The sequence below is a fragment of the Streptococcus sp. 68 genome, assembly GCF_013277415.1.
Classification (GTDB): Bacteria; Bacillota; Bacilli; order Lactobacillales; family Streptococcaceae; genus Streptococcus.
The window spans coordinates 75,081-101,456 of sequence record NZ_VMMX01000011.1; the positions used below are offsets into that span (position 1 = coordinate 75,081).

Here is a 26,376-nt window from a genome sequence, read left to right on the forward strand (position 1 = left end):
CTCAAGGCTGTTTGGGAACATTGCAAGAGCTGAAATAAAGGAATAAGGATTGATGGATAAACGTATTTTTGTTGAAAAAAAGGCTGATTTTCAGGTTAAGTCAGAGAGTTTGGTGAGAGAACTCCAGCATAACTTGGGACTGTCAACTTTGAAAAGTATTCGCATTGTGCAAGTTTATGATGTATTTGATTTGGCAGAGGACTTGTTTGCACCTGCAGAGAAACACATCTTCTCTGAGCAGGTGACAGACCACGTCTGGGACGAAGTTGCTGTACAGGCGGATCTGGCTAACTATGCTTTCTTTGCTATTGAAAGCCTACCTGGGCAATTTGACCAACGTGCAGCTTCTTCACAGGAAGCCTTGCTTTTGCTGGGAAGTTCGAGTGATGTGACAGTTAATACAGCCCAACTTTATTTGGTCAATAAAGATATTGATGCGACTGAGTTAGAAGCGGTCAAAAACTACTTGCTTAATCCAGTTGATTCTCGTTTCAAGGATATCACGACAGGGATTGCCAAGCAGGAATTTTCTGCGTCAGACAAGACTATTCCCAAATTGACTTTCTTTGAAAGCTATACAGCAGAAGACTTTGCTCGCTACAAGGCTAAACAAGGGATGGCCATGGAAGTGGATGATTTGCTCTTTATTCAAGACTACTTTAAGTCAATCGGGCGCGTGCCGACGGAAACAGAACTCAAGGTTTTGGACACTTACTGGTCTGACCACTGCCGTCATACGACTTTTGAGACAGAGTTGAAACACATCGACTTTTCAGCTTCTAAATTCCAAAAACAATTGCAGTCAACCTATGACAAGTATATTGCCATGCGTGAGGAGTTGGGGCGTTCTGAAAAACCTCAAACCTTGATGGATATGGCGACTATTTTTGGTCGTTATGAGCGTGCTAATGGACGTTTAGACGACATGGAAGTGTCAGACGAAATCAATGCTTGCTCAGTAGAAATCGAAGTGGATGTTGATGGTGTGAAAGAGCCATGGCTCCTAATGTTCAAGAATGAAACTCACAACCACCCAACGGAAATTGAGCCATTTGGTGGGGCTGCTACCTGTATTGGTGGAGCCATTCGTGACCCATTGTCAGGACGTTCATATGTTTACCAAGCCATGCGGATCTCAGGTGCTGGTGATATTACAGCACCGATTTCAGAAACTCGCGCTGGGAAACTGCCACAACAAGTCATTTCTAAAACAGCGGCTCATGGTTATTCTTCATACGGTAACCAGATTGGGCTTGCAACAACCTACGTTCGTGAATATTTCCACCCAGGTTTCGTTGCTAAGCGTATGGAACTTGGTGCCGTTGTTGGTGCGGCTCCCAAGGGCAATGTTGTCCGTGAAAAACCGGAAGCGGGCGATGTCATTATCCTCCTCGGTGGTAAGACTGGGCGTGACGGTGTCGGTGGTGCGACGGGTTCTTCTAAAATTCAAACGGTTGAGTCTGTAGAGACTGCTGGTGCTGAGATTCAAAAAGGGAATGCTATCGAAGAACGCAAGATTCAACGCCTTTTTCGTAATGGCAATGTCACTCGTGTTATCAAGAAATCTAATGACTTTGGTGCTGGTGGTGTCTGTGTGGCTATCGGTGAATTAGCAGACGGTCTTGAAATTGATCTTAACAAGGTGCCTCTTAAATACCAGGGCTTGAATGGTACCGAAATTGCCATCTCTGAATCACAAGAACGGATGGCGGTTGTGGTGCGTCTTGAAGACGTAGATGCCTTTGTTGAAGAATGTAACAAAGAGAATATTGACGCTGTTGTGGTTGCGACAGTCACTGAAAAACCAAATCTGGTTATGCACTGGAATGGTGAGACAATTGTGGACTTGGAGCGTCGTTTCCTTGATACCAATGGTGTACGTGTCGTTGTCGATGCAAAGGTTGTGGACAAGGATGTCAAACTCCCAGAAGAGCGTACAACAAGCGCTGACACACTGGAAGCAGATACCCTTGCGGTTCTATCTGACCTCAACCATGCGAGTCAAAAAGGCTTGCAGACCATCTTTGACTGTTCGGTCGGTCGTTCAACGGTTAATCACCCACTTGGTGGTCGCTATCAACTCACACCAACTGAGGCATCTGTACAGAAATTGCCAGTCCAACACGGTGTGACTCATACTGCGTCTGTCATGGCTCAAGGGTTTAATCCTTATATTGCAGAATGGTCTCCATACCACGGTGCTGCTTATGCGGTTATTGAAGCAACTGCTCGTTTGGTTGCTGCTGGTGCCAACTGGTCTAAGGCTCGCTTCTCTTACCAAGAGTACTTCGAGCGCATGGACAAACAAGCTGAGCGTTTTGGTCAGCCAGTAGCAGCTCTCCTAGGCTCTATCGAGGCACAAATTCAGCTTGGTTTGCCATCTATCGGTGGTAAGGACTCCATGTCTGGTACTTTTGAAGAATTGACAGTACCGCCAACCTTGGTCGCTTTTGGGGTGACGACGGCAGATAGCCGGAAGGTACTTTCTCCTGAGTTCAAGACTGCTGGGGAAAACATCTACTACATCCCAGGTCAAGCTCTTGCTGCAGAGATTGATTTTGACTTGATTAAGTCAAATTTTGCTCAGTTTGAAGCCCTTCAAAAGGCTCATAAAGTGACATCTGCATCAGCTGTCAAATACGGTGGTGTGGTTGAAAGTTTGGCTCTTGCTACTTTTGGAAATCATATTGGTGCAGAGGTAACCTTGCCTGAACTTGAAAGTTCTTTGACAGCACAATTGGGCGGATTTGTCTTTACCTCTCCTGAAGAAATCACTGGAGTAGAGAAAATCGGTCAAACAAGTGCAGACTTTACACTCCTTGTCAACGGTGTGAAGCTAGATGGACACAAGCTTGACAGTGCCTTCCAAGGAAAACTGGAAAAAGTTTACCCAACAGAGTTTGCCCAAGCCAAAGAACTAGCTGAAGTACCAGCTGTGGTATCAGATGTTGTGATTAAAGCAAAAGAAAAGGTTGAAAAACCTGTGGTCTATATCCCAGTCTTCCCAGGAACAAACTCAGAGTATGATTCAGCTAAGGCATTTGAAAAAGAAGGCGCAGAGGTCAACTTGATGCCATTTGTGACCTTGAATGAAGAGGCTATTGTCAAGTCAGTTGAAACTATGGTTGACAACATCGGCAAGGCTAACATTCTCTTCTTTGCCGGTGGATTCTCAGCTGCGGATGAACCAGATGGTTCAGCCAAGTTCATTGTCAATATTCTGCTCAATGAAAAAGTCCGTGTGGCTATTGATAGCTTTATCGCGCGTGGTGGCTTGATTATCGGTATCTGTAATGGATTCCAGGCTTTGGTCAAATCAGGTCTTCTTCCATACGGGAATTTCGAGGATGCTAATAGTACTAGTCCAACCCTCTTCTACAATGATGCCAATCAACACGTGGCCAAGATGGTGGAAACTCGGATTGCCAATACCAACTCACCATGGTTGACTGGGGTGCAAGTGGGTGACATCCACGCCATTCCTGTTTCACACGGTGAAGGGAAATTTGTCGTGACGGCTGAGGAATTTGCGGAGCTCCGTGACAATGGTCAAATCTTTAGCCAATACGTTGACTTTGATGGAAAACCAAGTATGGACTCTAAGTACAATCCGAATGGTTCTGTCCATGCCATCGAAGGAATTACCAGCAAGAACGGCCAAATCATCGGTAAGATGGGACACTCAGAACGTTATGAAGACGGTCTTTTCCAAAACATACCAGGAAATAAAGACCAGCACCTCTTCGCGTCAGCGGTTAAATACTTTACTGGAAAATAAGACTTGCAGATTTTCTAATAGATAGTATCAGTAATGTAAAAGTCAGGTAAATCTAGCTCTTGATGATACACAAATGAAAATTAGGTATATAAAATGACATACGAAGTAAAATCTCTTAATGAAGAATGTGGTGTTTTCGGTATTTGGGGACATCCAGATGCTGCTAAATTGACCTATTTTGGTCTCCATAGTCTTCAGCACCGTGGTCAGGAGGGGGCAGGAATCCTCTCCAACGATCAGGGACAATTGAAGCGCCATCGTGACATGGGACTTTTATCAGAAGTCTTCAGAAATCCTGCTAATTTGGATAAATTGACGGGAACTGGTGCGATTGGGCATGTGCGTTACGCGACTGCTGGCGAAGCTTCTGTAGATAATATCCAGCCTTTCCTCTTCCGTTTTCACGATATGCAGTTTGGTTTGGCTCATAATGGAAACTTGACCAATGCTGCCTCTCTCAAGAAAGAATTGGAAGATAGAGGAGCGATTTTCAGTGCGACTTCGGACTCTGAAATCTTGGCTCACCTCATTCGTCGCAGTCATAATCCTAGCCTGATGGGCAAAATCAAGGAAGCGCTCAGCCTTGTCAAAGGTGGTTTTGCCTATATCTTGCTGTTTGAGGACAAGTTGATTGCGGCTCTTGACCCCAATGGTTTCCGTCCACTTTCTATCGGGAAAATGGCCAACGGAGCGGTGGTGGTTTCCTCTGAAACCTGTGCTTTTGAGGTTATTGGTGCTGAATGGATTCGTGATTTGAAGCCAGGTGAGATTGTGATCATTGATGACAAGGGCATCCAGTATGATAGCTATACAGATGATACTCAGTTAGCAATCTGTTCTATGGAGTATATCTATTTTGCTCGCCCTGATTCTAACATTCATGGTGTCAATGTTCATACGGCACGTAAACGTATGGGTGCTCAATTGGCGCGTGAATTCAAGCATGAAGCAGATATTGTGGTCGGTGTGCCCAATTCTTCCCTTAGCGCGGCTATGGGATTTGCGGAAGAATCTGGTCTGCCAAATGAAATGGGACTTATCAAGAACCAATACACCCAACGTACCTTTATCCAACCGACTCAAGAATTGCGGGAGCAAGGGGTGCGGATGAAACTATCTGCTGTTTCTGGTGTTGTAAAAGGCAAGCGTGTGGTTATGATTGATGACTCTATTGTACGTGGAACAACCTCTCGTCGGATCGTTCAGCTTTTGAAAGAAGCGGGTGCAACTGAGGTTCACGTTGCTATTGGTAGTCCAGCGCTAGCTTATCCATGTTTCTACGGGATTGATATCCAGACCCGTCAGGAGCTAATTGCGGCCAATCATACGGTCGAAGAAACTCGCCAAATCATTGGTGCGGACAGTCTGACTTATCTTTCTGTTGAGGGGTTGATTGATTCAATTGGTATTGAAACAGATGCGCCAAATGGTGGTCTATGTGTCGCTTACTTTGATGGTGACTACCCAACGCCTCTCTACGACTATGAAGAAGACTATCGTAGAAGTTTGGAAGAAAAGACGAGTTTTTACAAATAGACAATAGATCCTCCATTAAAGAAAAGGAATATAAAAATGGCAAATAAAAATGCTTATGCTCCACGTCTCACTACTGACTAAAAGCTAAAGCATTTGTCAGTAGACGCTTTCTCCTATGGGAACAAAGCTAGAGACCTGACTAGTATTTTTAGATAAAATAATTGTTTATCTAAAAATACGTCGCAATCTTTCTCAAAGAAAAGGAACATAAAAATGACAAATAAAAATGCTTATGCCCAGTCTGGCGTGGATGTTGAAGCGGGTTATGAAGTTGTTGAACGGATTAAAAAGCACGTGGCTCGTACGGAGCGTGCAGGTGTCATGGGAGCTCTGGGTGGCTTTGGTGGTATGTTTGACCTTTCAAAAACAGGTGTCAAAGAACCCGTCTTGATTTCAGGAACTGATGGTGTCGGAACCAAGCTCATGCTGGCTATCAAATACGACAAGCACGATACTATTGGTCAGGACTGTGTGGCCATGTGTGTCAATGATATCATCGCTGCAGGTGCGGAGCCCCTCTATTTCCTCGACTATGTGGCGACAGGGAAGAATGAACCAGCTAAACTAGAACAAGTAGTCGCTGGTGTTGCAGAAGGCTGTGTGCAGGCTGGTGCTGCCCTCATCGGTGGGGAAACGGCTGAAATGCCGGGCATGTACGGCGAAGATGACTATGACTTGGCTGGCTTTGCGGTCGGTGTGGCTGAAAAATCTCAAATCATTGACGGTTCAAAGGTGGCAGAAGGAGATGTTCTTCTCGGACTTGCTTCAAGTGGGATTCATTCCAATGGTTACTCTCTCGTCCGTCGTGTCTTTGCGGATTACACAGGTGAGGAAGTCCTGCCAGAATTGGAAGGCAAGAAACTCAAGGAAGTTCTTCTTGAACCGACTCGTATCTATGTCAAGGCTGTCTTGCCACTCATCAAGGAAGGCTTGGTCAACGGCATTGCCCACATCACAGGTGGTGGCTTTATCGAGAATGTCCCTCGTATGTTTGCAGATGACCTAGCTGCTGAGATTGATGAAAGCAAAGTTCCAGTGCTTCCTATTTTCAAAGCTCTTGAAAAATATGGTAAAATCAAACATGAAGAAATGTTTGAAATCTTCAATATGGGTGTGGGACTTATGCTAGCAGTCAGCCCTGAAAATGTAGGTCGTGTCAAGGAATTGCTGGATGAACCAGTCTATGAAATTGGTCACATCGTCAAGAAAGAAAACGAAAGTGTCATCATCAAATGAAAAAAATAGCGGTTTTTGCCTCTGGTAATGGCTCAAATTTTCAGGTGATAGCGGAACAATTTCCAGTAGAGTTTGTCTTTTCAGACCATCGTGACGCCTATGTGCTCGAACGTGCAGACAAGCTCGGCGTTCTGTCCTATGCTTTTGAACTCAAGGAGTTTGAGAGCAAGGCAGACTACGAAGCGGCCCTTGTCGAACTCTTGGAAGAACACCAGATTGACTTGGTTTGTCTAGCAGGCTACATGAAAATCGTTGGGCCAACCTTATTGGCGGCTTATGAAGGCAGGATTGTCAACATTCATCCAGCCTACCTGCCAGAATTTCCAGGAGCTCATGGGATTGAGGATGCTTGGAATGCTGGCGTTGCTGAGAGCGGCGTGACCATTCATTGGGTGGATTCAGGTGTGGATACAGGAAAGGTTATCAAACAAGTGCGTGTGCCACGGCTTGAAGGGGATACCCTAGATACTTTCGAGACTCGCATACACGAAACAGAGTACAAACTGTATCCAGAATTGTTGGATAGTTTGGGAGTGGAGAGGAAGAAATGATTATGGACCAATACTATATGGAGTTAAAGAATAAGTTATCTAACAGACCAATCCTACTGGATAATACTAATGATTTTCTTTTTGTTTTAGTAAATACAGTGAAAGCTATGATAGAAAATACTGATAAAAGTCAGCTCTCAGAGTTAGATAAAATTTTAGACGGTGTCACAAGTCAAGAATTGAAACTTGCCTATGATTTTTGTCAAGGGAAATTCGGTCAAGCAGGTTTTTCTTATCGTAGGCACCCGAATTATTTTTATTTGTCCAGTTTAATTGCGACTTTTCCAGAATTTGAGTTGTCTAAAGCAGACCGAGATTACCTCAAAGGAATCATAAATTTTGATAACTACCTTTTATATGAGTTAGATTAGTCTTTAATCACCTCAAAACCCTATTTATTCAAAAGGAGAAAAAATGATTGAGCTGAAATTAGTAGATGAGAGCAGTTTTCAGGCAGTGCTGGATTTGAAAATATCTGAAGCTGATGAACGAGCACGTTTTGTGGCTCCAAATGTACGCTCTTTAGCTGACGCATGGCTCTACCGGGAAAATGAAGATGTGTTTCCGAGGGCAATCTATTGGGATAAGCAAGTGGTTGGCTTTCTCCTGCTGGAAATAGACAAGGATGAAGCGGAATACTTTATCTGGCGGATAATGATTGGTCAGCAGTACCAAGGAAGAGGTTATGGTAGAAAAGCCTTGGAAGTTCTAATCAAAGAGGCTCAGATGGATAGAGTCTGCAGTCATATTGTTGCAGATTATGTGGTTGGAAATGAAAAAATGAAGCACCTGTTGACTAGTTTGGGTTTTCAGGAAACAGGATTTATAGAAGAAAATAATGAAGTTGTTATGCGCTTGGACCTAAAGAAAGAGGAATAGAATGACGAAAAAAGCTTTAATCAGCGTCTCAGACAAAGCGGGCATTGTTGAATTTGCCCAAGAACTAAAAAAACTTGGTTGGAATATCATCTCAACAGGTGGTACCAAGGTTGCCCTTGATAATGCTGGAGTGAAGACCATTGCCATCGATGATGTGACTGGTTTTCCAGAAATGATGGATGGTCGTGTGAAGACCCTCCACCCAAATATCCACGGAGGGCTTCTCGCTCGTCGTGACTTGGATAGCCACTTGGAAGCGGCTAAGGACAACAAGATTGAGCTCATTGACCTTGTGGTGGTCAATCTCTATCCATTCAAGGAAACCATTCTCAAACCAGATGTGACCTACGCTGATGCAGTTGAAAACATCGATATCGGCGGGCCTTCTATGCTTCGTTCAGCGGCTAAAAACCACGCTAGCGTAACGGTTGTGGTAGACCCTTCTGACTATGCAGTGGTTTTGGACGAGTTGTCAGCCAATGGTGAAACGACTTACGAAACGCGTCAACGTTTGGCAGCCAAGGTTTTCCGTCACACAGCAGCTTATGATGCCTTGATTGCAGAGTATTTTACAACTCAAGTGGGTGAAAGTAAGCCTGAAAAGTTGACTTTGACCTATGTTCTCAAACAAGCTATGCGTTACGGTGAGAACCCTCAACAAGACGCGGATTTCTACCAAAAAGCTTTGCCAACAGACTACTCAATTGCATCAGCCAAACAGCTCAACGGTAAGGAATTATCCTTTAACAATATCCGTGATGCGGATGCTGCCATTCGTATCATTCGTGATTTCAAAGATCGTCCAACCGTTGTGGCTCTCAAACATATGAATCCATGTGGAATTGGTCAAGCTGACGACATCGAGACTGCTTGGGACTACGCTTATGAGTCTGACCCAGTGTCTATCTTTGGTGGGATTGTCGTTCTCAACCGTGAGGTGAATGCTGCGACAGCTGAGAAGATGCACGGCGTTTTCCTTGAAATCATCATTGCACCAAGCTATACGGACGAAGCGCTAGCCATTTTGACCAATAAAAAGAAAAACTTGCGTATCCTTGTCTTGCCATTTGATGCTCAAGAGGTTAGTGAAGTGGAAGCAGAATACACAGGTGTAGTAGGTGGACTTTTGGTGCAAAACCAAGATGTGGTCAAAGAAAGCCCAGCTGACTGGCAAGTGGTGACCAAACGCCAGCCAACTGAGACAGAGGCGACAGCCCTCGAGTTCGCTTGGAAGGCTATCAAGTACGTCAAATCAAACGGAATCATTGTAACCAACGATCACATGACACTGGGTGTTGGTCCAGGTCAGACTAACCGTGTGGCTTCTGTTCGCATCGCTATTGACCAAGCTAAAGACCGTCTTGACGGCGCTGTGCTTGCTTCGGATGCCTTCTTCCCATTTGCGGATAATGTGGAAGAAATCGCCAAAGCAGGGATCAGGGTTATCATCCAGCCGGGTGGATCCGTCCGTGACCAAGAGTCTATCGAAGCTGCTGACAAATATGGCTTGACAATGGTCTTTACAGGTGTGAGACATTTTAGACATTAAGAAGGTAAAGGGAAGAAAACAGTTTCTTTCCTTTTTTGCGTAAAAATGCTGAGTGAAATAAGATTAAAACGAACGTTTATGATATAATATTAGTAAATAATTCGCAAAAGAGGTTGAGAAATGAAACTGCTTGTTGTCGGTTCGGGTGGTCGTGAGCATGCGATTGCTAAAAAGTTACTTGAATCAAAAGGCGTTGAAAAAGTCTTTGTAGCTCCTGGGAATGACGGTATGACTCTGGATGGTCTGGAATTGGTAAATATCTCTATTTCCGAACATTCTAAATTGATTGAGTTTGCAAAAGACAACGATATTGCTTGGAGCTTTATCGGGCCAGATGATGCCCTTGCTGCTGGAATTGTAGATGATTTTAACCAGGCAGGGCTTAAGGCTTTTGGTCCGACAAGATTGGCGGCGGAGCTGGAGTGGTCCAAGGATTTTGCTAAGGAAGTCATGGTCAAGTACGGCGTTCCGACAGCAGCCTATGGCACATTCTCAGACTTTGAGGAAGCCAAGGCCTATATCGAAAAGCAGGGTGCGCCTATCGTAGTCAAGGCAGACGGTTTGGCTCTTGGGAAAGGTGTCGTCGTTGCTGAAACAGTCGAGCAAGCCATCGAAGCAACTCACGACATGCTTTTGGACAATAAATTCGGGGACTCAGGTGCGCGTGTGGTTATTGAGGAATTCCTTGAAGGAGAAGAGTTCTCTCTCTTTGCCTTTGTCAATGGGGACAAATTCTACATCATGCCAACGGCTCAGGATCACAAACGTGCCTACGATGGCGATAAGGGGCCTAATACTGGTGGGATGGGTGCCTATGCGCCAGTTCCTCACTTGCCACAGAGCGTGGTTGACACAGCGGTCGAGACTATTGTCAAGCCAGTTCTTGAAGGGATGATCAAAGAAGGTCGTCCGTATCTTGGTGTCCTTTACGCAGGGCTTATTCTGACAGCTGATGGACCTAAGGTCATCGAGTTCAACGCTCGTTTTGGAGATCCTGAAACGCAAATCATCTTGCCTCGTTTAACATCTGACTTTGCACAAAATATTACGGATATCATCGATGGCAAGGAGCCAAACATCACCTGGACGGACAAGGGTGTGACTCTGGGTGTGGTTGTCGCATCCAACGGTTATCCGCTAGACTATGAAAAAGGTGTCAAGTTGCCAGCCAAGACAGAAGGCGACATCATCACCTACTATGCAGGGGCTAAGTTTGCGGAAAATAGCAGAGCACTGCTATCAAACGGCGGACGTGTCTATATGCTCGTCACCACAGCAGACACCGTTAAAGAAGCCCAAGACACCATCTACCAAGAACTCGCCCAACAAAAAACAGAAGGCCTCTTTTACCGAACCGATATCGGAAGCAAGGCAATTAGATAAAGATGTAAGAAAAAGCGACGTAGTCGCCAAGTACGATAATGGTCGCCGTGGTGAAAAGACCAGAACAGTATGAACAGTATCTGTTCTGGTCGGGGAAAATTTGAGAACTTAGGTTCAAATTGTAGAAATGAAACCGAAGGTTTGTTTCCGTCCCCACCACCTAAGACCATTATCAAAAAAGAAGAAAAAAGGAAAAATTATGACTAAACCAGTAATTTCCATCATCATGGGCTCAAAATCCGATTGGGCAACCATGCAAAAAACAGCAGAAGTCTTAGACCGCTTCGGTGTAGCCTACGAAAAGAAAGTTGTCTCTGCCCACCGTACACCAGACCTCATGTTCCAACATGCCGAAGAAGCTCGTAGTCGTGGCATCAAGGTTATCATCGCAGGTGCTGGAGGTGCAGCCCATTTGCCAGGTATGGTCGCTGCTAAAACAACCCTTCCAGTCATTGGTGTGCCAGTCAAATCTCGTGCTCTTAGTGGAGTGGATTCACTCTATTCTATCGTTCAGATGCCGGGTGGGGTGCCTGTTGCGACAATGGCTATCGGTGAAGCTGGTGCGACAAATGCGGCTCTCTTCGCCCTCCGTCTTCTTTCAGTAGAGGATCAAGCTATCGCGACAGCTTTGGCAGATTTTGCAGAAGAACAAGGAAAAATCGCAGAGGAGTCTACCAATGAGCTCATCTAAAACAATCGGAATTATCGGTGGCGGTCAGCTGGGTCAGATGATGGCGATCTCAACTATCTATATGGGGCACAAGGTCATTGCGCTGGATCCTGCTGCGGATTGCCCAGCCTCTCGTGTGGCGGAAATCATTGTGGCGCCTTATAACGATGTGGATGCCCTTCGTCAGCTAGCTGAGCGTTGCGATGTCCTGACTTATGAATTTGAGAATGTAGATGCTGACGGTCTTGATGCTGTTATCAAGGATGGGCAACTCCCTCAAGGGACCGACCTGCTTCGCATCTCCCAAAACCGGATCTTTGAGAAAGACTTCCTCTCAAACAAGGCTCAAGTCACTGTAGCACCTTACAAGGTTGTGACTTCTAGCCAAGACTTGGCAGATATCGACCTGTCGAAAAACTATGTCCTCAAGACGGCAACAGGTGGTTATGATGGCCATGGACAAAAGGTCATTCGCTCGGCAGAAGACTTGGAAGAAGCCAATGCACTAGCCGATTCAGCAGACTGTGTTTTGGAAGAATTTGTCAATTTTGACCTTGAAATTTCTGTCATTGTATCAGGAAATGGCAAGGACGTGACGGTTTTCCCAGTTCAGGAAAATATCCACCGAAACAATATCCTTTCAAAAACTATTGTGCCTGCTCGCATTTCTGAAAGTTTAGCCGAGAAAGCCAAAGCTATGGCAGTGAGAATCGCTGAGCAACTCAACTTGTCTGGAACCCTTTGCGTGGAAATGTTTGCGACAGCTGATGATATCATTGTCAACGAGATTGCCCCACGACCACACAACTCTGGGCACTACTCTATTGAAGCTTGCGACTTCTCCCAGTTTGATGCCCATATTCTGGGTGTTCTGGGGGCACCATTGCCAGCTATCAAACTGCATGCTCCAGTCGTCATGCTCAATGTCCTCGGCCAGCATGTCGAAGCTGCTGAAAAATATGTCACAGAAAATCCAAGCGCCCACCTCCACATGTATGGTAAAATAGAAGCGAAGCACAACCGCAAGATGGGACATGTGACTTTATTTAGTGATGAACCAGATAGTGTGGGAGAGTTTTAGGGGAGAGGGGTCTAAAGAAAAAATGTTTGAAAAAATTAAAGGAATTAATATAAAATCAGGTATTTTTGAAGATGAAACAAAATTAGAACTCTTTGAAGGAAATTTTGAGGGAACAAATCCAGTACAAAACGATAGGGCAAGTTTATTGTTTGGAAGGAATGGTTCAGGGAAAAGTACCATTGCTCGAGGAATAAATCAATTAAAAAATGGTGAGTTTGGAACAGATAGAGTATCATTTATTGATAAAAATAATAATAATATTGTACTTAGTGATACTGAACGAAAATCGATATTTGTTTTCAATGAACACTATGTTGATCAGAAAGTCAAAATTGCTCAAGAAGGGTTAGATACAATTGTAATTTTAGGTGAACAGGTTGATATCGATGAGGAACTGGATAGATTAAGAACGCAGTTATCAGAATCACAAATTGAATCTCAAGATTATTATGCTGAATATGAAGAATATTTAGATGAAAAAAATGAAAAATCTCCAGACTTTTGGAAAAAGGAAATGACAGATTCTTTGAAAGGAGTAGGCAACTGGGCCGAAAGAGATAGGGAGATAAAAGGAAATCGAGCTGCATCTCCCGTTCATAATAATACCTTTCAAAATTTTGTTGATTTACAACCAATCTTAGATAAAAATGAGTTAGAGGTTGAATTCAACAATAAAAAAGCTAGATATTTTTCAATAAGAGATTCCGCAGTTACTATAAATAATGAACTATCTTTACCTGATATTAATTTTGATAGCAATGAATTATCAACTTTATTGTCTGAAAAAATCGAAGAACCTGAGTTGAATTCTAGGGATAAGTATTTACTGACATTATTATCTGATTCCACAAAAGGTGAACGTCATTTGAGAGAAGTTAAAGATTTCTTTGAAGATGAACATCAAAAAAAATGTCCTTTCTGTACTCAATCAGTATCAGAAGATGTTAAAGTTGAACTCACGAATGGCATAACTAAACTACTATCAAGAGCAGTCGAAGAACACCAATCCGCATTGAGAGGTAAAAAAATTGATGAGATTAATCAAGATTTTTCTGGTTATGAACAGATAGATCCAATATTAATTCAGTCTTATCAAAATAGTATTAATGCTTTGAATGCTAAATTTAACGAAATTAACTCAATAATCGATAAGAAGATTGATAATCCATATAATATAGTTGAGTTACCTAATATAAGCTTTTCTCAAGAATTAAGTCAAGCAGAGCATGATATTGAAAAAATTAACCAAGCAATTATCAAACATAATTCAGAAATCTCGGATATTCAAAAGTTAAAAGTAGATCTCCTTCAAATAAATAATGAATTAGCTTTTTATGAAATTCAAGATGCATACAAAAAGTTTCAAGAGAAAACAAATAAAAAAGCAATTTGTGAAAATAATTATAATAGCAGTAGTAAACGAGTAAAGGATTATGAAAAGCAGATTTCTGATTTAGAAGACAAGAAACTTAATATAGATATTGCAGTTGATGAAATTAATAAAAGTTTAAATTACATATTTTTTTCAAAAAATCGGTTAGCTATACAGAATCAAAACGGAAAATACTATCTGTTATCAAGAGGTAAGTCTGTGGTCCCCAGTAGGGTTTCCGTAGGGGAACGAAATGCGCTGGCATTATGTTATTTCTTTACTGAGATAATTCAACAGAGAGAGTTAGCAGATGCTTATAGTCATGAATATTTTATTGTTATTGACGATCCAATTTCTAGTTTTGATATGGAAAATAAAGTTGGAATAACCTCGTATTTAAAATACTGTTTAACTAGATTTTTTAAGGGGAATAGTAATACTAGAGTTTTACTAATGACCCATGATAAACAAACAATATATGACTTTGATATCTTTTTGAAAGAGATAATGGAATCCTGTAAAGAAGAGGAAGGTGGACAAAAATCTAAATACAAGAAGTTAGAATTGGTTTCTGGTAAATTACAAGAATTCAAAACTAGTACTCACGATTATACAGAACTACTTGAAATAGTCTTCGGTTATGCATTGGGAAATAGTACACCTACTTCGGAAAGTTTTGTTGGGAATGCAATGAGAAAAATTTTAGAAGCCTATGGTAGTTTTAATTATAAGAAGGGAATTGCCGAGCTAACAACAGATCCTTTAATTGTTGAAAAAATTGATAAAGAATACAGAACTTATTTTGAGAATCTTATGTATAGACTGGTTTTAAACGGTGAAAGTCATTTTAAGGATCCGGTTAAAACTTTGAGTATTGATTTCTTTGATACCATTTCTGATGAAGAACGAAAAAAAACAGCTAGAGATTTACTAGTTTTGCTTTATCTTTTAGATGATTTACATGTTTTAAAACATTTAGAGGGTGTATCAAATGCGGAAAATAGACTTGAACAATGGAAGTGTGAGATTTTAGAATAAGAGAATCATACCATTTGACTTATTGCAATGGTTGAAGTTTGCATGATAGCTGATTAGAGTAATCAAAGGATTATTACTTCCTAATTTTATTTTCTACAAACCCTAATTTAGCATCTAATAATGCAAAGTTTCCTGAGCCTCATAGATAAAAAAGATTTTTAAGGAGAAACAACATGATCAACCGTTACTCTCGCCCTGAGATGGCGAACATTTGGAGTGAAGAAAATAAATACCGTGCTTGGCTTGAGGTGGAAATCTTGGCTGACGAGGCATGGGCTGAGTTGGGGGAAATCCCTAAGGAAGATGTGGCTTTGATTCGCGAGAAGGCGGACTTTGACATTGACCGTATTTTGGAAATTGAGCAGGAGACTCGCCACGATGTGGTGGCTTTCACGCGTGCGGTTTCTGAAACGCTTGGCGAAGAGCGCAAGTGGGTCCACTATGGTTTGACTTCTACCGACGTGGTGGACACGGCCTACGGTTACCTCTACAAGCAGGCCAACGACATCATACGTCGTGACCTTGAAAACTTCACCAACATCATCGCTGACAAGGCCAAGGAGCACAAGTTCACCATCATGATGGGGCGTACCCACGGTGTGCACGCTGAACCGACAACCTTTGGTCTTAAATTGGCGACTTGGTACAGCGAAATGAAGCGCAATATCGAGCGTTTCGAGCATGCGGCTGCTGGTGTTGAGGCTGGTAAGATTTCTGGTGCGGTTGGTAACTTTGCAAATATCCCACCATTTGTGGAGCAATACGTCTGCGACAAGCTTGGTATCCGTGCTCAAGAAATCTCTACACAGGTGCTTCCTCGCGACCTTCACGCTGAGTATTTTGCAGTCCTTGCTAGTATCGCGACTTCAATCGAACGCATGGCGACTGAGATTCGTGGTTTGCAAAAGTCTGAGCAACGCGAAGTGGAAGAATTCTTTGCCAAAGGGCAAAAAGGTTCTTCAGCAATGCCTCACAAACGCAACCCTATCGGTTCTGAAAACATGACAGGTCTTGCGCGTGTTATCCGTGGTCACATGATTACAGCCTATGAAAACGTCGCTCTCTGGCATGAACGTGACATTTCACACTCATCAGCTGAGCGTATCATCACACCAGATACGACCATTTTGATTGACTACATGCTCAACCGTTTTGGAAATATCGTCAAGAACTTGACAGTCTTCCCAGAAAATATGATCCGCAATATGAATTCTACGTTTGGTCTTATCTTTAGCCAACGTGCCATGTTGACCTTGATTGAAAAAGGGATGATCCGTGAGCAAGCCTATGACTTGGTACAACCAAAAACAGCCTACTCTTGGGACAATCAAGTAGATTTTAAACCACTTCTTGAAGCAGATCCAGAAGTAACATCACGCCTCACTCAAGAAGAAATCGACGAAATCTTCAACCCTCTTTATTACACTAAACGAGTGGATGATATCTTTGAACGTCTTGGTTTAGGATAATTAAAATAAAATCGAAGTTCTATTACTCTATTTACTGGAGTAGAAGAACTTCGGTTTTTCTTGTTTATTAAAGTGCTTTTGAAAAAAATAACCAATATTTATAATATGTTGAATATAGAATAGTATACTATGACTTCTAAAATATTACTAGAAATTGATTTGAATTTCCTAATCGATTTGTCCATATTCTATTTCAATCTACTATGTTATATAATAAGCATAGAAAAAGCCCAAGCGATTAGGCTCAGGCTTTCTTCTTAGTGATCACGGTCACATGAGATGAATTTAATCTTGTAGTAATCCGCTCGTTTATAAGTTTCGCTGTATGCGAGAACTTGGCCAGTGGACTCTAACTTAGTAGTCTTGGTTTGTAAAACGGTTGGGAATTGCTCATCGACTCCGAGGACCGAAGCCGCATGTTCTGGAGTTGGAAATGTTATTTCATTGATTTCTTCAAAATGTTCATCATTCATATGAATGTGGTAATCCAATTTGAAACGGTTATAGATAGAGCTATAATATTCAAGATTTGGATAATTTGCGTTGATGTATTGTTCTGGAATGTAAGATGTGTGGTAGATGTATACGACACCATTTGTTTCACGTATACGTTCAATCTTGTAGTAGAACTGGTCACCGCGTAGTCCAAGTTTTTCTAAGTAGTTTAATTTGTTTCCGCGCTCAATAGAAAGGACGGTAACTTTATCATCTTTAGTTTCAAAAACTTCTACATCTGAAAACTCTACAAGCTTGTGTTTGCGTGCACGTGAAACGAAGGTTCCTTTTCCTTGTTGGCGGACAATATAGCCATCTTTAGCAAGGTCGTTTAAGGCGCGGACAACTGTGATAGAACTGACATCGTACATTGAAATGAGCTCTGCTTCAGTGTAAAATTTATCTCCACTGCTAAACTGCCCAGAGATGATTTTATTTTTTAATTCGTCTTTTATGTATTGATATTTGGGAATTGCCATATTTTTACCTCTATTTTCCTTCTCCACAGAAAATTTTACCATAAAAGCGAAAAAAATAGTAGTCTTTTGAATAAAAAATTAGAAAAATAGTTTGAAAAATTAAGCTACATAAGCATTGCTCATATTTTATAAATGTATTTTATACAAAATTATTTTAGGTTCTCTATTCCGAATTTAAAGAGCGTTTGAAATGGGTCTGAAAATGTTTGAAACTAATTGAACGTGTGTATAATAGTGAAATTCTAGCAAATATTCCGACAATTTCTATTGACAATTCAAACAGATTGGTTTATAATTACTATAACAACGAGTGAAAGCGCAAACTTTGCAATCAAAAGGTAGTTTTATGACACGATTTGAGATACGAGACGATTTCTATTTAGATGGGAAACCGTTCAAGATTTTGTCCGGCGCCATTCATTATTTTAGGATTCCTCCAGAGGATTGGTATCATTCGCTCTATAACTTGAAGGCTCTTGGTTTTAATACGGTAGAGACTTATGTGGCTTGGAATTTACACGAGCCTCGTGAGGGTGAGTTTCATTTTGAAGGAGCTCTGGATTTGGAGCGATTTCTACAGACAGCGCAAGACTTGGGTCTCTACGCTATCGTTCGTCCGTCACCCTTCATCTGTGCGGAATGGGAATTCGGTGGTTTACCGGCTTGGCTCTTAACCAAAGATATGAGAATCCGCTCATCTGACCCAGCCTATATTGGAGCTGTCGGTCGCTATTATGATCAGCTCTTGCCACGACTGGTTCCACATCTGTTGGACAATGGTGGCAATATCCTCATGATGCAGGTTGAAAATGAGTATGGTTCTTATGGAGAAGATAAGGCTTATCTGAGAGCAATTCGACAGTCGATGGAAGAGCGTGGCGTAACCTGTCCTCTCTTTACATCAGATGGTCCATGGCGAGCTACTCTGCAAGCTGGAACCTTAATCGAAGATGACCTTTTTGTAACAGGAAACTTTGGTTCTAAGGCACCTTACAACTTTTCACAGATGCAGGAATTCTTTGATGAGCATGGTAAGAAATGGCCGCTCATGTGTATGGAGTTCTGGGATGGCTGGTTCAATCGTTGGAAAGAACCGATTATCACACGGGATCCAAAAGAATTGGCAGATGCAGTTCGAGAGGTTTTGGAGCAAGGTTCCATCAATCTTTACATGTTCCACGGTGGGACAAACTTTGGTTTCATGAATGGTTGCTCAGCTCGAGGGACTTTGGACCTGCCACAAGTTACGTCTTATGATTACGATGCCCTTCTGGATGAAGAAGGAAATCCAACTGCCAAATATCTGGCAGTCAAGAAGATGATGGCAACACATTTCCCAGAGTATCCGCAGTTGGAACCACTCTACAAAGAGAGTATGGAGTTGGATGCTATTCCACTTGCTGAAAAAGTTTCCTTGTTTGAAACCTTAGATAGCTTGTCGAGTCCGATAGAAAGTCTCTATCCTCAAAAGATGGAGGAGTTGGGACAAAGCTATGGCTACCTACTCTATCGAACAGAGACAAGCTGGGATGCAGAAGAAGAAAGAATTCGTATCATTGATGGTCGAGATAGGGCCCAGCTGTATGTCGATGGTCAGTGGGTTAAAACCCAATATCAGACTGAGATTGGGGAAGATATTTTTTATCAAGGTGAAAAGAAAGCGCTGTCTAGGATTGATGTCTTGATAGAAAATATGGGGCGTGTCAACTATGGACACAAGTTCTTAGCGGATACGCAACGTAAGGGAATTCGGACAGGGGTTTGTAAGGATTTGCATTTCTTACTAAACTGGAAACACTATCCACTTCCACTAGATAATCCTGATAAAATTGATTTTTCAAAAGGATGGACAGAAGGACAACCAGCCTTTTACGCTTATGACTTTACAGTTCAAGAGCCAAAAGATACTTACCTAGACTTGTCTGAGTTTGGTAAGGGAGTTGCCTTTGTCAATGGGCAGAATCTAGGACGTTTTTGGAACGTCGGCCCGACCCTCTCGCTTTATATCCCTCATAGCTATCTCAAGGAAGGTGATAACCGCATCATCATCTTTGAAACAGAAGGTCAATATAAAGAAGAGATTCATTTAACTCGTAAACCTACACTAAAACACATAAAGGGGGAAAACTTATGACAATTGTAGGATGCCGTATCGATGGACGTTTGATCCACGGACAAGTAGCCAATCTTTGGGCTGGAAAACTAAATGTTTCACGCATTATGGTTGTAGACGACGAAGTTGTCAACAACGATGTTGAAAAGAGTGGTTTGAAACTTGCGACACCACCAGGTGTAAAATTGAGTATTTTGCCAATTGAAAAAGCGGCAGCCAATATTCTTGCTGGAAAATACGATAGCCAACGTCTCTTTATCGTGGCTCGTAAACCAGACCGCTTCCTTGGTTTGGTTGAAGCAGGTGTACCACTTGAAACCCTTAATGTTGGGAATATGTCTCAAACACCAGAAACTCGCTCCATCACACGTTCTATCAACGTAGTAGACAAGGATGTGGAAGATTTCCACAAACTGGCAGAAAAAGGTGTTAAACTTACTGCTCAAATGGTTCCAAATGATCCAATTTCAGACTTTTTGAGCTTATTAAAATAGGAAAAAATTTTTTAGGAGGTCATTGTTATGATACAATGGTGGCAAATTTTACTTCTCACTTTGTACTCAGCTTATCAAATCTGTGATGAGTTGACGATCGTTTCATCTGCAGGTTCCCCTGTATTTGCTGGTTTCATTACTGGTTTAATCATGGGAGATGTGACTACTGGTTTGCTTATCGGTGGTAACTTGCAACTATTCGTTCTTGGGGTTGGTACCTTCGGTGGTGCCTCTCGCATCGATGCAACTTCTGGTGCGGTTCTTGCGACAGCCTTCTCTGTTTCACAAGGAATTGATACAGCACTTGCGATTACAACAATCGCTGTGCCAGTAGCAACTCTCTTGACTTACTTCGACGTTCTTGGACGTATGACAACTACTTTCTTTGCTCACCGTGTGGATGCTGCAATCGAACGCTTTGACTATAAAGGTATTGAACGCAACTACCTACTTGGTGCGATTCCTTGGGCTCTATCTCGTGCCCTTCCAGTCTTCTTTGCGCTTGCTTTTGGTGGTGAATTTGTACAACACGTAGTAGATTTCGTTACAAAATACCAATGGGTTGCAGATGGTTTGACACTCGCAGGACGTATGCTTCCAGGTCTTGGATTTGCAATCTTGCTTCGTTACCTTCCAGTTAAACGTAACCTTCACTACCTTGCTATGGGATTTGGTTTGACAGCTATGTTGACTGTTCTTTACTCATATGTAACTGGTCTTGGTGGCGCTGTTGCTGGTATCGTAGGTACTCTACCTGCTGAAGTTGCTGAAAAAATTGGTTTCGTGAACAACTTCAAAGGTTTGTCTATGATTGGTATTTCTATCGTAGGTATTTTCCTTGCAGTGCTTCACTTCAAAAATAGCCAAAAAGTAGCTGTAGCAGCACCTTCTACACCATCAGAAAGTGGGGAAATCGAAGATGACGAATTCTAATTACAAACTTACAAAAGAAGATTTTAATCAAATCAACAAACGTAGCTTGTTTACTTTCCAATTAGGTTGGAACTACGAACGTATGCAAGCTTCTGGTTACCTTTACATGATCTTGCCTCAATTGCGTAAAATGTATGGGGATGGAACTCCTGAATTGAAAGAAATGATGAAAGTTCATACTCAATTCTTCAATACTTCACCATTCTTCCACACCATTATCGCTGGTTTTGACCTTGCCATGGAAGAAAAAGATGGTGTGGGTTCAAAAGACGCCGTTAATGGTATCAAGACAGGTTTGATGGGACCATTCGCTCCTCTTGGAGATACAATCTTTGGTTCACTTGTACCTGCGATCATGGGATCTATCGCAGCAACTATGGCTATCGCTGGTCAACCTTGGGGTATCTTCCTTTGGATTGCAGTTGCAGTAGCGTATGATATCTTCCGTTGGAAACAGTTGGAATTTGCTTACAAAGAAGGGGTTAACCTTATCAACAACATGCAAAGTACCTTGACAGCTTTGATTGACGCTGCATCTGTACTTGGTGTCTTCATGATGGGTGCTCTTGTAGCAACAATGATTAACTTTGAAATTTCTTACAAATGGGCAATCGGTGAAAAGATGATTGACTTCCAAGACATCTTGAACCAAATCTTCCCACGTTTGCTTCCAGCAATCTTTACAGCCTTTATCTTCTGGTTGCTTGGTAAGAAAGGTATGAACTCTACTAAAGCTATCGGTATTATTATCGTACTTGCTTTGGCTCTTTCTGCCTTTGGTAAATTTGTACTTGGAATGGGCGCATAATTTATGGCTAAATCATTAATTTTGGTGAGTCATGGTCGCTTCTGTGAAGAACTTAAAGGTAGCACTGAAATGATCATGGGTCCACAAGACAATATTCATGCAGTGGCTCTTCTTCCAGAAGATGGACCAGAAGAATTTACTGCAAAATTTGAAGCTGCTATTGAAGGATTGGATGATTTCCTAGTCTTTGCGGATCTTCTCGGTGGAACACCATGTAACGTGATAAGCCGTTTGATTATGGAAGGTCGTGACATCGAACTTTATGCAGGGATGAATCTTCCAATGGTGATTGAATTTATCAATGCGAGCCTTACAGGCGCAGATGCGGACTATAAGAGCCGTGCTGCAGAAAGCATTGTGAAAGTCAATGATTTATTAGCGGGCTTCGATGATGACGAAGATGAATAAGATGTGACAACGTGAACATCGTCAGAACAACTTATATAGAATATACATGGGAATGGGGCTTACTCCCATTCCCATATTTAATAGAAAAAGAGGAACTCAATGCTACATTATACAAAAGAAGACTTGCTCGAATTGGGTGCAGAAATCACTACACGTGAAATCTACCAACAGCCTGATGTATGGAAAGAAGCTTTTGAATCTTATCAAGAACAACGTGAAGAAATTGCAGCCTTCCTACAAGGGATTGCTGATAAACATGACTATATCAAGGTTATCTTGACAGGTGCGGGGACTTCTGCTTATGTGGGAGATACTTTGGTACCATACTTTAAGGAAGTCTATGACGAACGCAAATGGAATTTCAATGCTATTGCGACCACAGATATCGTTGCCAATCCAGAAACTTATTTGAAAAAAGATGTGGTAACTGTCCTTGTATCTTTCGCTCGTAGTGGAAATTCACCTGAAAGTGTGGCAACTGTTGATTTGGCCAAATCCTTGGTGGATGAGCTTTATCAAGTGACGATTACTTGTGCAGCAGATGGTAAATTGGCTCTTCAAGCCCATGGCGATGACCGCAATCTTTTGCTTTTGCAACCAGCTGCTTCTAATGATGCTGGATTTGCCATGACTTCCAGCTTTACGTCTATGATGTTGACAGCTCTCTTGGTCTTTGATCCTACAGAATTTGCTGTGAAAGCTGAACGTTTTGAAGTTGTATCTAGTCTTGCCCGTAAAATCCTAGACAAGGCAGAAGATGTCAAAGAGCTTGTTGATTTAGACTTTAACCGTGTCATCTATCTAGGCGCTGGTCCTTTCTTTGGACTTGCTCATGAAGCTCAGCTCAAGATTTTGGAATTGACAGCTGGCCAAGTTGCGACCATGTATGAAAGCCCAGTCGGCTTCCGTCACGGTCCAAAATCTCTTATCAACGAAGATACAGTTGTTTTGGTCTTTGGTACAACGACAGACTACACTCGTCAGTACGACTTGGACTTGGTTCGTGAAGTTGCGGGTGATCAGATTGCTCGTCGTGTTGTGCTTTTGAGTGATCAAGCCTTTGGCCTTGAAAATGTCAAAGAAGTGGCACTTGGTTGTGGCGGTGTCTTGAATGATATTTACCGTGTCTTCCCTTACATCGTTTATGCCCAACTCTTTGCCCTATTGACCTCACTCAAGGTAGAAAACAAACCAGATACACCGTCTCCTACAGGTACAGTAAACCGTGTGGTACAAGGTGTTATCATCCACGAATATCAAAAGTAAGACAGTGTTTATGAATTCTTGATAAAGGAGTTTGTAAATCATACAAGTAAACCATAGATTGTCAGTAGGCTTTCTATGGTTTGTTTGCTTGAGAGAAATAGTAAAAGGAGAACAGAATGAAAGCATACACAGAGCGTGTATTTGGAAATGTTGAGGGCAAGGATGTCTTGGCCTATCGCTTTGAGACGGACGGTGGCTACCAGCTTGATGTTATGACTTATGGTGCGACCATCTTGCGCTATGTCACACCTGATAAGGCTGGAAATTTTGCCAACGTTATTTTGGGCTTTGATGATTTTGACAGCTATGTAGGCAATAGCCCCAAGCATGGAGCTAGCGTAGGTCCTGTGGCAGGTCGTATTGCAGGTGCGACCTTTGAGCTTAATGGCAAGAACTATGACCTTGAAGTTAACAATGCTAGCAACTGTAACCACAGTGGTTCAACTGGTTGGGATTCTAGCTTGTTTGAACTAGTTGAAGTGAGCGACCATGGTCTGACCCTCTACACAGAGCGTACAGATGGGACAGGGGGATTTCCTGGAAATCTCAAAATCTGGATCAGCTATCACTTGGAAGAAACTGGTGCCTATGAAATCAGCTACAAGGTAACAACTGATCAGGATACGCTGGTCAATCCAACCAACCACAGCTATTTCAACTTGTCTGGTGATTTCACGCAGACCATTGACCGTCATGTCTTTCAACTAAACACAGAGGGCATTTACCCAATTGCTCCCGACGGTGTTCCTGCTAAAACTCCAGATGCTGATCGCGATATGATTAAACACATCTACAATGGTGCCTTGTTGAAAGACATCTTTGCAGAGGATGATGAGCAAATCCAGCTGGTATCTGGTTTGGATCATCCATTTGCCCTTCCTGCAGGTCATGACAATGCTGGTTTCCTTTATGACCAAAACTCAGGTCGCTTCCTGCTCTTCAAGACAGAGGCTCCTTGCTTTGTAGTCTACACAGCAAACTTTGTGGATGAGAGTGTCATCATAGGAGGTCAGCCAATGGTACAGCACAATGGGATTGCCCTTGAAGCGCAAGCTTTACCAGATGCCATTCACAGTGACCTCAAAGACCAAATCATCCTTAAAGCTGGTCAAACCTTCACCAGTAAGACACGTTATGAACTTGTTGTGAAGTAAAGAATTATTGCGCCTACTTTTGGGATTTAGGAATAGGTAAGCAAAGACAAATAGTAGGAAAATATGATATAATTAGGTGTTAAAAAGTATTTATCAAGATACGATTCAAAAGATATAAGGAGTAAACAATGAAGAAAATTGTATTTGCTAGTGCCTTGGCTTTGACCTTGGCAGGAGCAGTTTTGACAAATGATGTTTTTGCCAATGACAGATTGGTGGCAACGCAATCTGCTGATGGTAATGTATTGACCTCAGAGGTGCTAAAACCTTCTAGTGGCAATGTTTTGGTTGGAATCAAGGGAGAATTTTTGCCTCCTCATCAACAATCTATTTTAGATGCTATCAATAAAATTCGTAAAGAAGCAGCCGACGAAGGTTTGGTAGATAAGTATGTTCCTGTCAAATGGTCAGTTGACCATGAAAAAACGGCTTTTGTACGCGCTGCTGAGGTATCTGTTGCGCTGAAGGCTGAACGTCTTTCCAGCAAAAACAACTGGACTGCCTTTCCATCTGGTAATAGCCTAAGTGGAGAAGCTTTAGATTTGAATCCTGATGGATTTCTAAAAGCAATTGAAAACTGGCATGCTGAAAAGGCGCAATATGTGGCGAAAAAGAAAGATAAAACATCAAAAGAATTTTCATCTTATTATGAGAACTTGATTAACCCTAAATTTACCCATGTGGGTCTTGCTGCTTTTAAAAATGCAGCTAGTCCTCAGAAGGCAGCAACGGTTGCTCTGGCTCTAGGCACTACGACTTCTTCAGAGGAATTGGCTGGTGGATATGGTTCTGCTGTTCAGTATACAGAAGTGACTGCCTCAAACCTTTCAACAGTTAAAAGTAAAGCCATAGTTGTAGAAACACCGCTGAAAGATTTCAGAAAATCTACGTCTGATCAGTCTGGCTGGGTGCAGTCTAATGGCAAGTGGTATTTTTATGAGTCTGGTGATGTGAAGACAGGCTGGTTGAAAACAGGTGGTCAATGGTACTACTTGAATGACCTAGGTGTCATGCAGACTGGATTTGTAGAAGTTGACGGATCGGTGTATTATCTAAGTAACTCAGGCGCTATGTTTACAGGCTGGGGAACAGATGGTAGCAGATGGTTCTACTTTGATAGCTCAGGAGCTATGAAAACAGGCTGGTACAAGGAAAATGGTACCTGGTATTACCTTGATGAAGAAGGGATCATGAAGACGGGTTGGTTTAAAGTAGGTCAACACTGGTACTATGCAAATGGTTCAGGCGCTTTGGCTGTTAACACAACAACACCAGATGGTTACCGTGTAAATGCTAATGGTGAATGGGTAAGCTAGGCTGAACATGCCGGCTGAGAGGTAAGTTATCCGTCTCACTAGCAACAAGAATGAACGATAAGAAAGAGGTTGATGGCGAACATTGGCCTCTTTTTTGGAGTGTCTCGAGTCAGTTGCTACTCACTGAAAACAAGGACGAGTCATCATCTATCGCAAATATGCTAGACTATTCCTAATTCAAAAATCAACCTTTTGATATATGGGAATGTAAGTTTCATCTGCAATCGAAAAGAAAATACAAGCACTGTTTTTGAAGTCAAGGAGTATAAAAGAGAGACTCTATGAAAGAGAATGTAAAGAAATACAAAAGTTTTCAAAACGATTTTCATAAAAACTTTGATAAAACAAATAAAATTCCGAACGAAAAT

General features: G+C 42.1%; 21 protein-coding genes. 20 read left to right on the forward strand and 1 reads right to left on the reverse strand.

Annotated elements, in window-relative coordinates; all coding sequences use genetic code 11:
* Positions 1 to 52 precede the first annotated feature (52 nt).
* The 12 genes from HT720_RS06900 (at position 53) to purB (ending at position 16,542) form a co-directional block, all read left to right on the forward strand.
* Positions 53 to 3,778 (forward strand): phosphoribosylformylglycinamidine synthase, encoded by a 3,726-nt coding sequence (locus HT720_RS06900; protein ID WP_173275171.1) that lies wholly within the window; start codon positions 53 to 55, stop codon positions 3,776 to 3,778.
* A gap of 93 nt (positions 3,779 to 3,871) precedes the next feature.
* Positions 3,872 to 5,314, forward strand: a complete 1,443-nt coding sequence (gene purF, locus HT720_RS06905; protein ID WP_049522364.1) for an amidophosphoribosyltransferase — start codon at positions 3,872 to 3,874, stop codon at positions 5,312 to 5,314.
* A gap of 213 nt (positions 5,315 to 5,527) precedes the next feature.
* Entirely contained in the window at positions 5,528 to 6,550 is a 1,023-nt protein-coding gene (gene purM, locus HT720_RS06910) for a phosphoribosylformylglycinamidine cyclo-ligase (RefSeq protein WP_173275174.1), read from the forward strand.
* Positions 6,547 to 7,101 carry a phosphoribosylglycinamide formyltransferase gene (gene purN, locus HT720_RS06915; RefSeq protein WP_173275177.1) on the forward strand — a complete coding sequence of 185 codons (555 nt, stop codon included), beginning with the start codon at positions 6,547 to 6,549 and terminating at the stop codon, positions 7,099 to 7,101. The genes purM and purN overlap by 4 nt, the downstream gene beginning before the upstream one ends.
* Before the next feature lie 2 nt (positions 7,102 to 7,103).
* On the forward strand, positions 7,104 to 7,472 hold the full coding sequence (locus HT720_RS06920; RefSeq protein WP_002224354.1) for a hypothetical protein: 369 nt from the start codon (positions 7,104 to 7,106) through the stop codon (positions 7,470 to 7,472).
* A 43-nt stretch (positions 7,473 to 7,515) separates the two neighbouring features.
* Complete coding sequence (locus HT720_RS06925) at positions 7,516 to 7,980, forward strand: GNAT family N-acetyltransferase (RefSeq protein ID WP_119942201.1); 465 nt, start codon at positions 7,516 to 7,518, stop codon at positions 7,978 to 7,980.
* 1 nt (position 7,981) lies between these two features.
* Positions 7,982 to 9,529 (forward strand): bifunctional phosphoribosylaminoimidazolecarboxamide formyltransferase/IMP cyclohydrolase, encoded by a 1,548-nt coding sequence (purH, locus tag HT720_RS06930; protein WP_173275179.1) that lies wholly within the window; start codon positions 7,982 to 7,984, stop codon positions 9,527 to 9,529.
* Between the two features lie 120 nt (positions 9,530 to 9,649).
* Positions 9,650 to 10,912, forward strand: coding sequence for a phosphoribosylamine--glycine ligase (gene purD, locus HT720_RS06935; protein ID WP_173275181.1), 1,263 nt, complete (start codon positions 9,650 to 9,652; stop codon positions 10,910 to 10,912).
* A 199-nt stretch (positions 10,913 to 11,111) separates the two neighbouring features.
* On the forward strand, positions 11,112 to 11,603 hold the full coding sequence (gene purE, locus HT720_RS06940) for a 5-(carboxyamino)imidazole ribonucleotide mutase (protein ID WP_038804287.1): 492 nt from the start codon (positions 11,112 to 11,114) through the stop codon (positions 11,601 to 11,603).
* Complete coding sequence (gene purK, locus HT720_RS06945) at positions 11,590 to 12,663, forward strand: 5-(carboxyamino)imidazole ribonucleotide synthase (RefSeq protein WP_173213939.1); 1,074 nt, start codon at positions 11,590 to 11,592, stop codon at positions 12,661 to 12,663. Before purE ends, purK begins: the two co-directional genes overlap by 14 nt.
* A 22-nt stretch (positions 12,664 to 12,685) precedes the next feature.
* Positions 12,686 to 15,073, forward strand: coding sequence for an AAA family ATPase (locus tag HT720_RS06950; RefSeq protein ID WP_173213937.1), 2,388 nt, complete (start codon positions 12,686 to 12,688; stop codon positions 15,071 to 15,073).
* Between the two features lie 173 nt (positions 15,074 to 15,246).
* Positions 15,247 to 16,542 carry an adenylosuccinate lyase gene (gene purB, locus HT720_RS06955; protein WP_173275183.1) on the forward strand — a complete coding sequence of 432 codons (1,296 nt, stop codon included), beginning with the start codon at positions 15,247 to 15,249 and terminating at the stop codon, positions 16,540 to 16,542.
* 257 nt (positions 16,543 to 16,799) lie between these two features.
* On the opposite strand, the gene HT720_RS06960 is transcribed toward purB, so the two are convergent.
* A complete protein-coding gene (locus HT720_RS06960) occupies positions 16,800 to 17,516 on the reverse strand; it encodes a GntR family transcriptional regulator (protein ID WP_061425594.1) in 717 nt (238 codons plus the stop codon).
* A gap of 346 nt (positions 17,517 to 17,862) precedes the next feature.
* On the opposite strand from HT720_RS06960, the gene HT720_RS06965 reads away from it, so the two are divergent.
* The 8 genes from HT720_RS06965 (at position 17,863) to HT720_RS07000 (ending at position 26,008) form a co-directional block, all read left to right on the forward strand.
* Positions 17,863 to 19,650 carry a beta-galactosidase family protein gene (locus HT720_RS06965; RefSeq protein WP_173275185.1) on the forward strand — a complete coding sequence of 596 codons (1,788 nt, stop codon included), beginning with the start codon at positions 17,863 to 17,865 and terminating at the stop codon, positions 19,648 to 19,650.
* Positions 19,647 to 20,123 (forward strand): PTS system mannose/fructose/N-acetylgalactosamine-transporter subunit IIB, encoded by a 477-nt coding sequence (locus HT720_RS06970; RefSeq protein WP_000156973.1) that lies wholly within the window; start codon positions 19,647 to 19,649, stop codon positions 20,121 to 20,123. The genes HT720_RS06965 and HT720_RS06970 overlap by 4 nt, the downstream gene beginning before the upstream one ends.
* A 27-nt stretch (positions 20,124 to 20,150) precedes the next feature.
* On the forward strand, positions 20,151 to 21,056 hold the full coding sequence (locus HT720_RS06975) for a PTS mannose/fructose/sorbose/N-acetylgalactosamine transporter subunit IIC (protein WP_000617018.1): 906 nt from the start codon (positions 20,151 to 20,153) through the stop codon (positions 21,054 to 21,056).
* Positions 21,043 to 21,864 (forward strand): PTS system mannose/fructose/sorbose family transporter subunit IID, encoded by an 822-nt coding sequence (locus HT720_RS06980; protein WP_084889631.1) that lies wholly within the window; start codon positions 21,043 to 21,045, stop codon positions 21,862 to 21,864. The genes HT720_RS06975 and HT720_RS06980 overlap by 14 nt, the downstream gene beginning before the upstream one ends.
* A gap of 3 nt (positions 21,865 to 21,867) precedes the next feature.
* Positions 21,868 to 22,272 (forward strand): PTS sugar transporter subunit IIA, encoded by a 405-nt coding sequence (locus HT720_RS06985; RefSeq protein WP_080976817.1) that lies wholly within the window; start codon positions 21,868 to 21,870, stop codon positions 22,270 to 22,272.
* A gap of 99 nt (positions 22,273 to 22,371) precedes the next feature.
* Positions 22,372 to 23,538, forward strand: coding sequence for an SIS domain-containing protein (locus tag HT720_RS06990; RefSeq protein WP_049512629.1), 1,167 nt, complete (start codon positions 22,372 to 22,374; stop codon positions 23,536 to 23,538).
* A gap of 116 nt (positions 23,539 to 23,654) precedes the next feature.
* On the forward strand, positions 23,655 to 24,692 hold the full coding sequence (locus tag HT720_RS06995) for an aldose epimerase family protein (protein WP_173275187.1): 1,038 nt from the start codon (positions 23,655 to 23,657) through the stop codon (positions 24,690 to 24,692).
* 128 nt (positions 24,693 to 24,820) lie between these two features.
* Positions 24,821 to 26,008, forward strand: a complete 1,188-nt coding sequence (locus HT720_RS07000; RefSeq protein WP_173275189.1) for a CAP domain-containing protein — start codon at positions 24,821 to 24,823, stop codon at positions 26,006 to 26,008.
* Positions 26,009 to 26,376: the final 368 nt, after the last annotated feature.

Coding starts and splice junctions, on each gene's coding strand:
- purN (WP_173275177.1), top strand. CDS start 6,547: ATGAAAAAAATAGCGGTTTTTGCCTCTGGTAATGGCTCAAATTTTCAG.
- HT720_RS06975 (WP_000617018.1), top strand. CDS start 20,151: ATGATACAATGGTGGCAAATTTTACTTCTCACTTTGTACTCAGCTTAT.
- purD (WP_173275181.1), top strand. CDS start 9,650: ATGAAACTGCTTGTTGTCGGTTCGGGTGGTCGTGAGCATGCGATTGCT.
- purH (WP_173275179.1), top strand. CDS start 7,982: ATGACGAAAAAAGCTTTAATCAGCGTCTCAGACAAAGCGGGCATTGTT.
- purB (WP_173275183.1), top strand. CDS start 15,247: ATGATCAACCGTTACTCTCGCCCTGAGATGGCGAACATTTGGAGTGAA.
- HT720_RS06900 (WP_173275171.1), top strand. CDS start 53: ATGGATAAACGTATTTTTGTTGAAAAAAAGGCTGATTTTCAGGTTAAG.
- purF (WP_049522364.1), top strand. CDS start 3,872: ATGACATACGAAGTAAAATCTCTTAATGAAGAATGTGGTGTTTTCGGT.
- HT720_RS06985 (WP_080976817.1), top strand. CDS start 21,868: ATGGCTAAATCATTAATTTTGGTGAGTCATGGTCGCTTCTGTGAAGAA.
- HT720_RS06995 (WP_173275187.1), top strand. CDS start 23,655: ATGAAAGCATACACAGAGCGTGTATTTGGAAATGTTGAGGGCAAGGAT.
- HT720_RS06920 (WP_002224354.1), top strand. CDS start 7,104: ATGGACCAATACTATATGGAGTTAAAGAATAAGTTATCTAACAGACCA.
- purM (WP_173275174.1), top strand. CDS start 5,528: ATGACAAATAAAAATGCTTATGCCCAGTCTGGCGTGGATGTTGAAGCG.
- HT720_RS06990 (WP_049512629.1), top strand. CDS start 22,372: ATGCTACATTATACAAAAGAAGACTTGCTCGAATTGGGTGCAGAAATC.
- HT720_RS07000 (WP_173275189.1), top strand. CDS start 24,821: ATGAAGAAAATTGTATTTGCTAGTGCCTTGGCTTTGACCTTGGCAGGA.
- HT720_RS06970 (WP_000156973.1), top strand. CDS start 19,647: ATGACAATTGTAGGATGCCGTATCGATGGACGTTTGATCCACGGACAA.
- HT720_RS06965 (WP_173275185.1), top strand. CDS start 17,863: ATGACACGATTTGAGATACGAGACGATTTCTATTTAGATGGGAAACCG.
- HT720_RS06980 (WP_084889631.1), top strand. CDS start 21,043: ATGACGAATTCTAATTACAAACTTACAAAAGAAGATTTTAATCAAATC.
- HT720_RS06960 (WP_061425594.1), bottom strand. CDS start 17,516: ATGGCAATTCCCAAATATCAATACATAAAAGACGAATTAAAAAATAAA.
- HT720_RS06925 (WP_119942201.1), top strand. CDS start 7,516: ATGATTGAGCTGAAATTAGTAGATGAGAGCAGTTTTCAGGCAGTGCTG.
- HT720_RS06950 (WP_173213937.1), top strand. CDS start 12,686: ATGTTTGAAAAAATTAAAGGAATTAATATAAAATCAGGTATTTTTGAA.
- purK (WP_173213939.1), top strand. CDS start 11,590: ATGAGCTCATCTAAAACAATCGGAATTATCGGTGGCGGTCAGCTGGGT.
- purE (WP_038804287.1), top strand. CDS start 11,112: ATGACTAAACCAGTAATTTCCATCATCATGGGCTCAAAATCCGATTGG.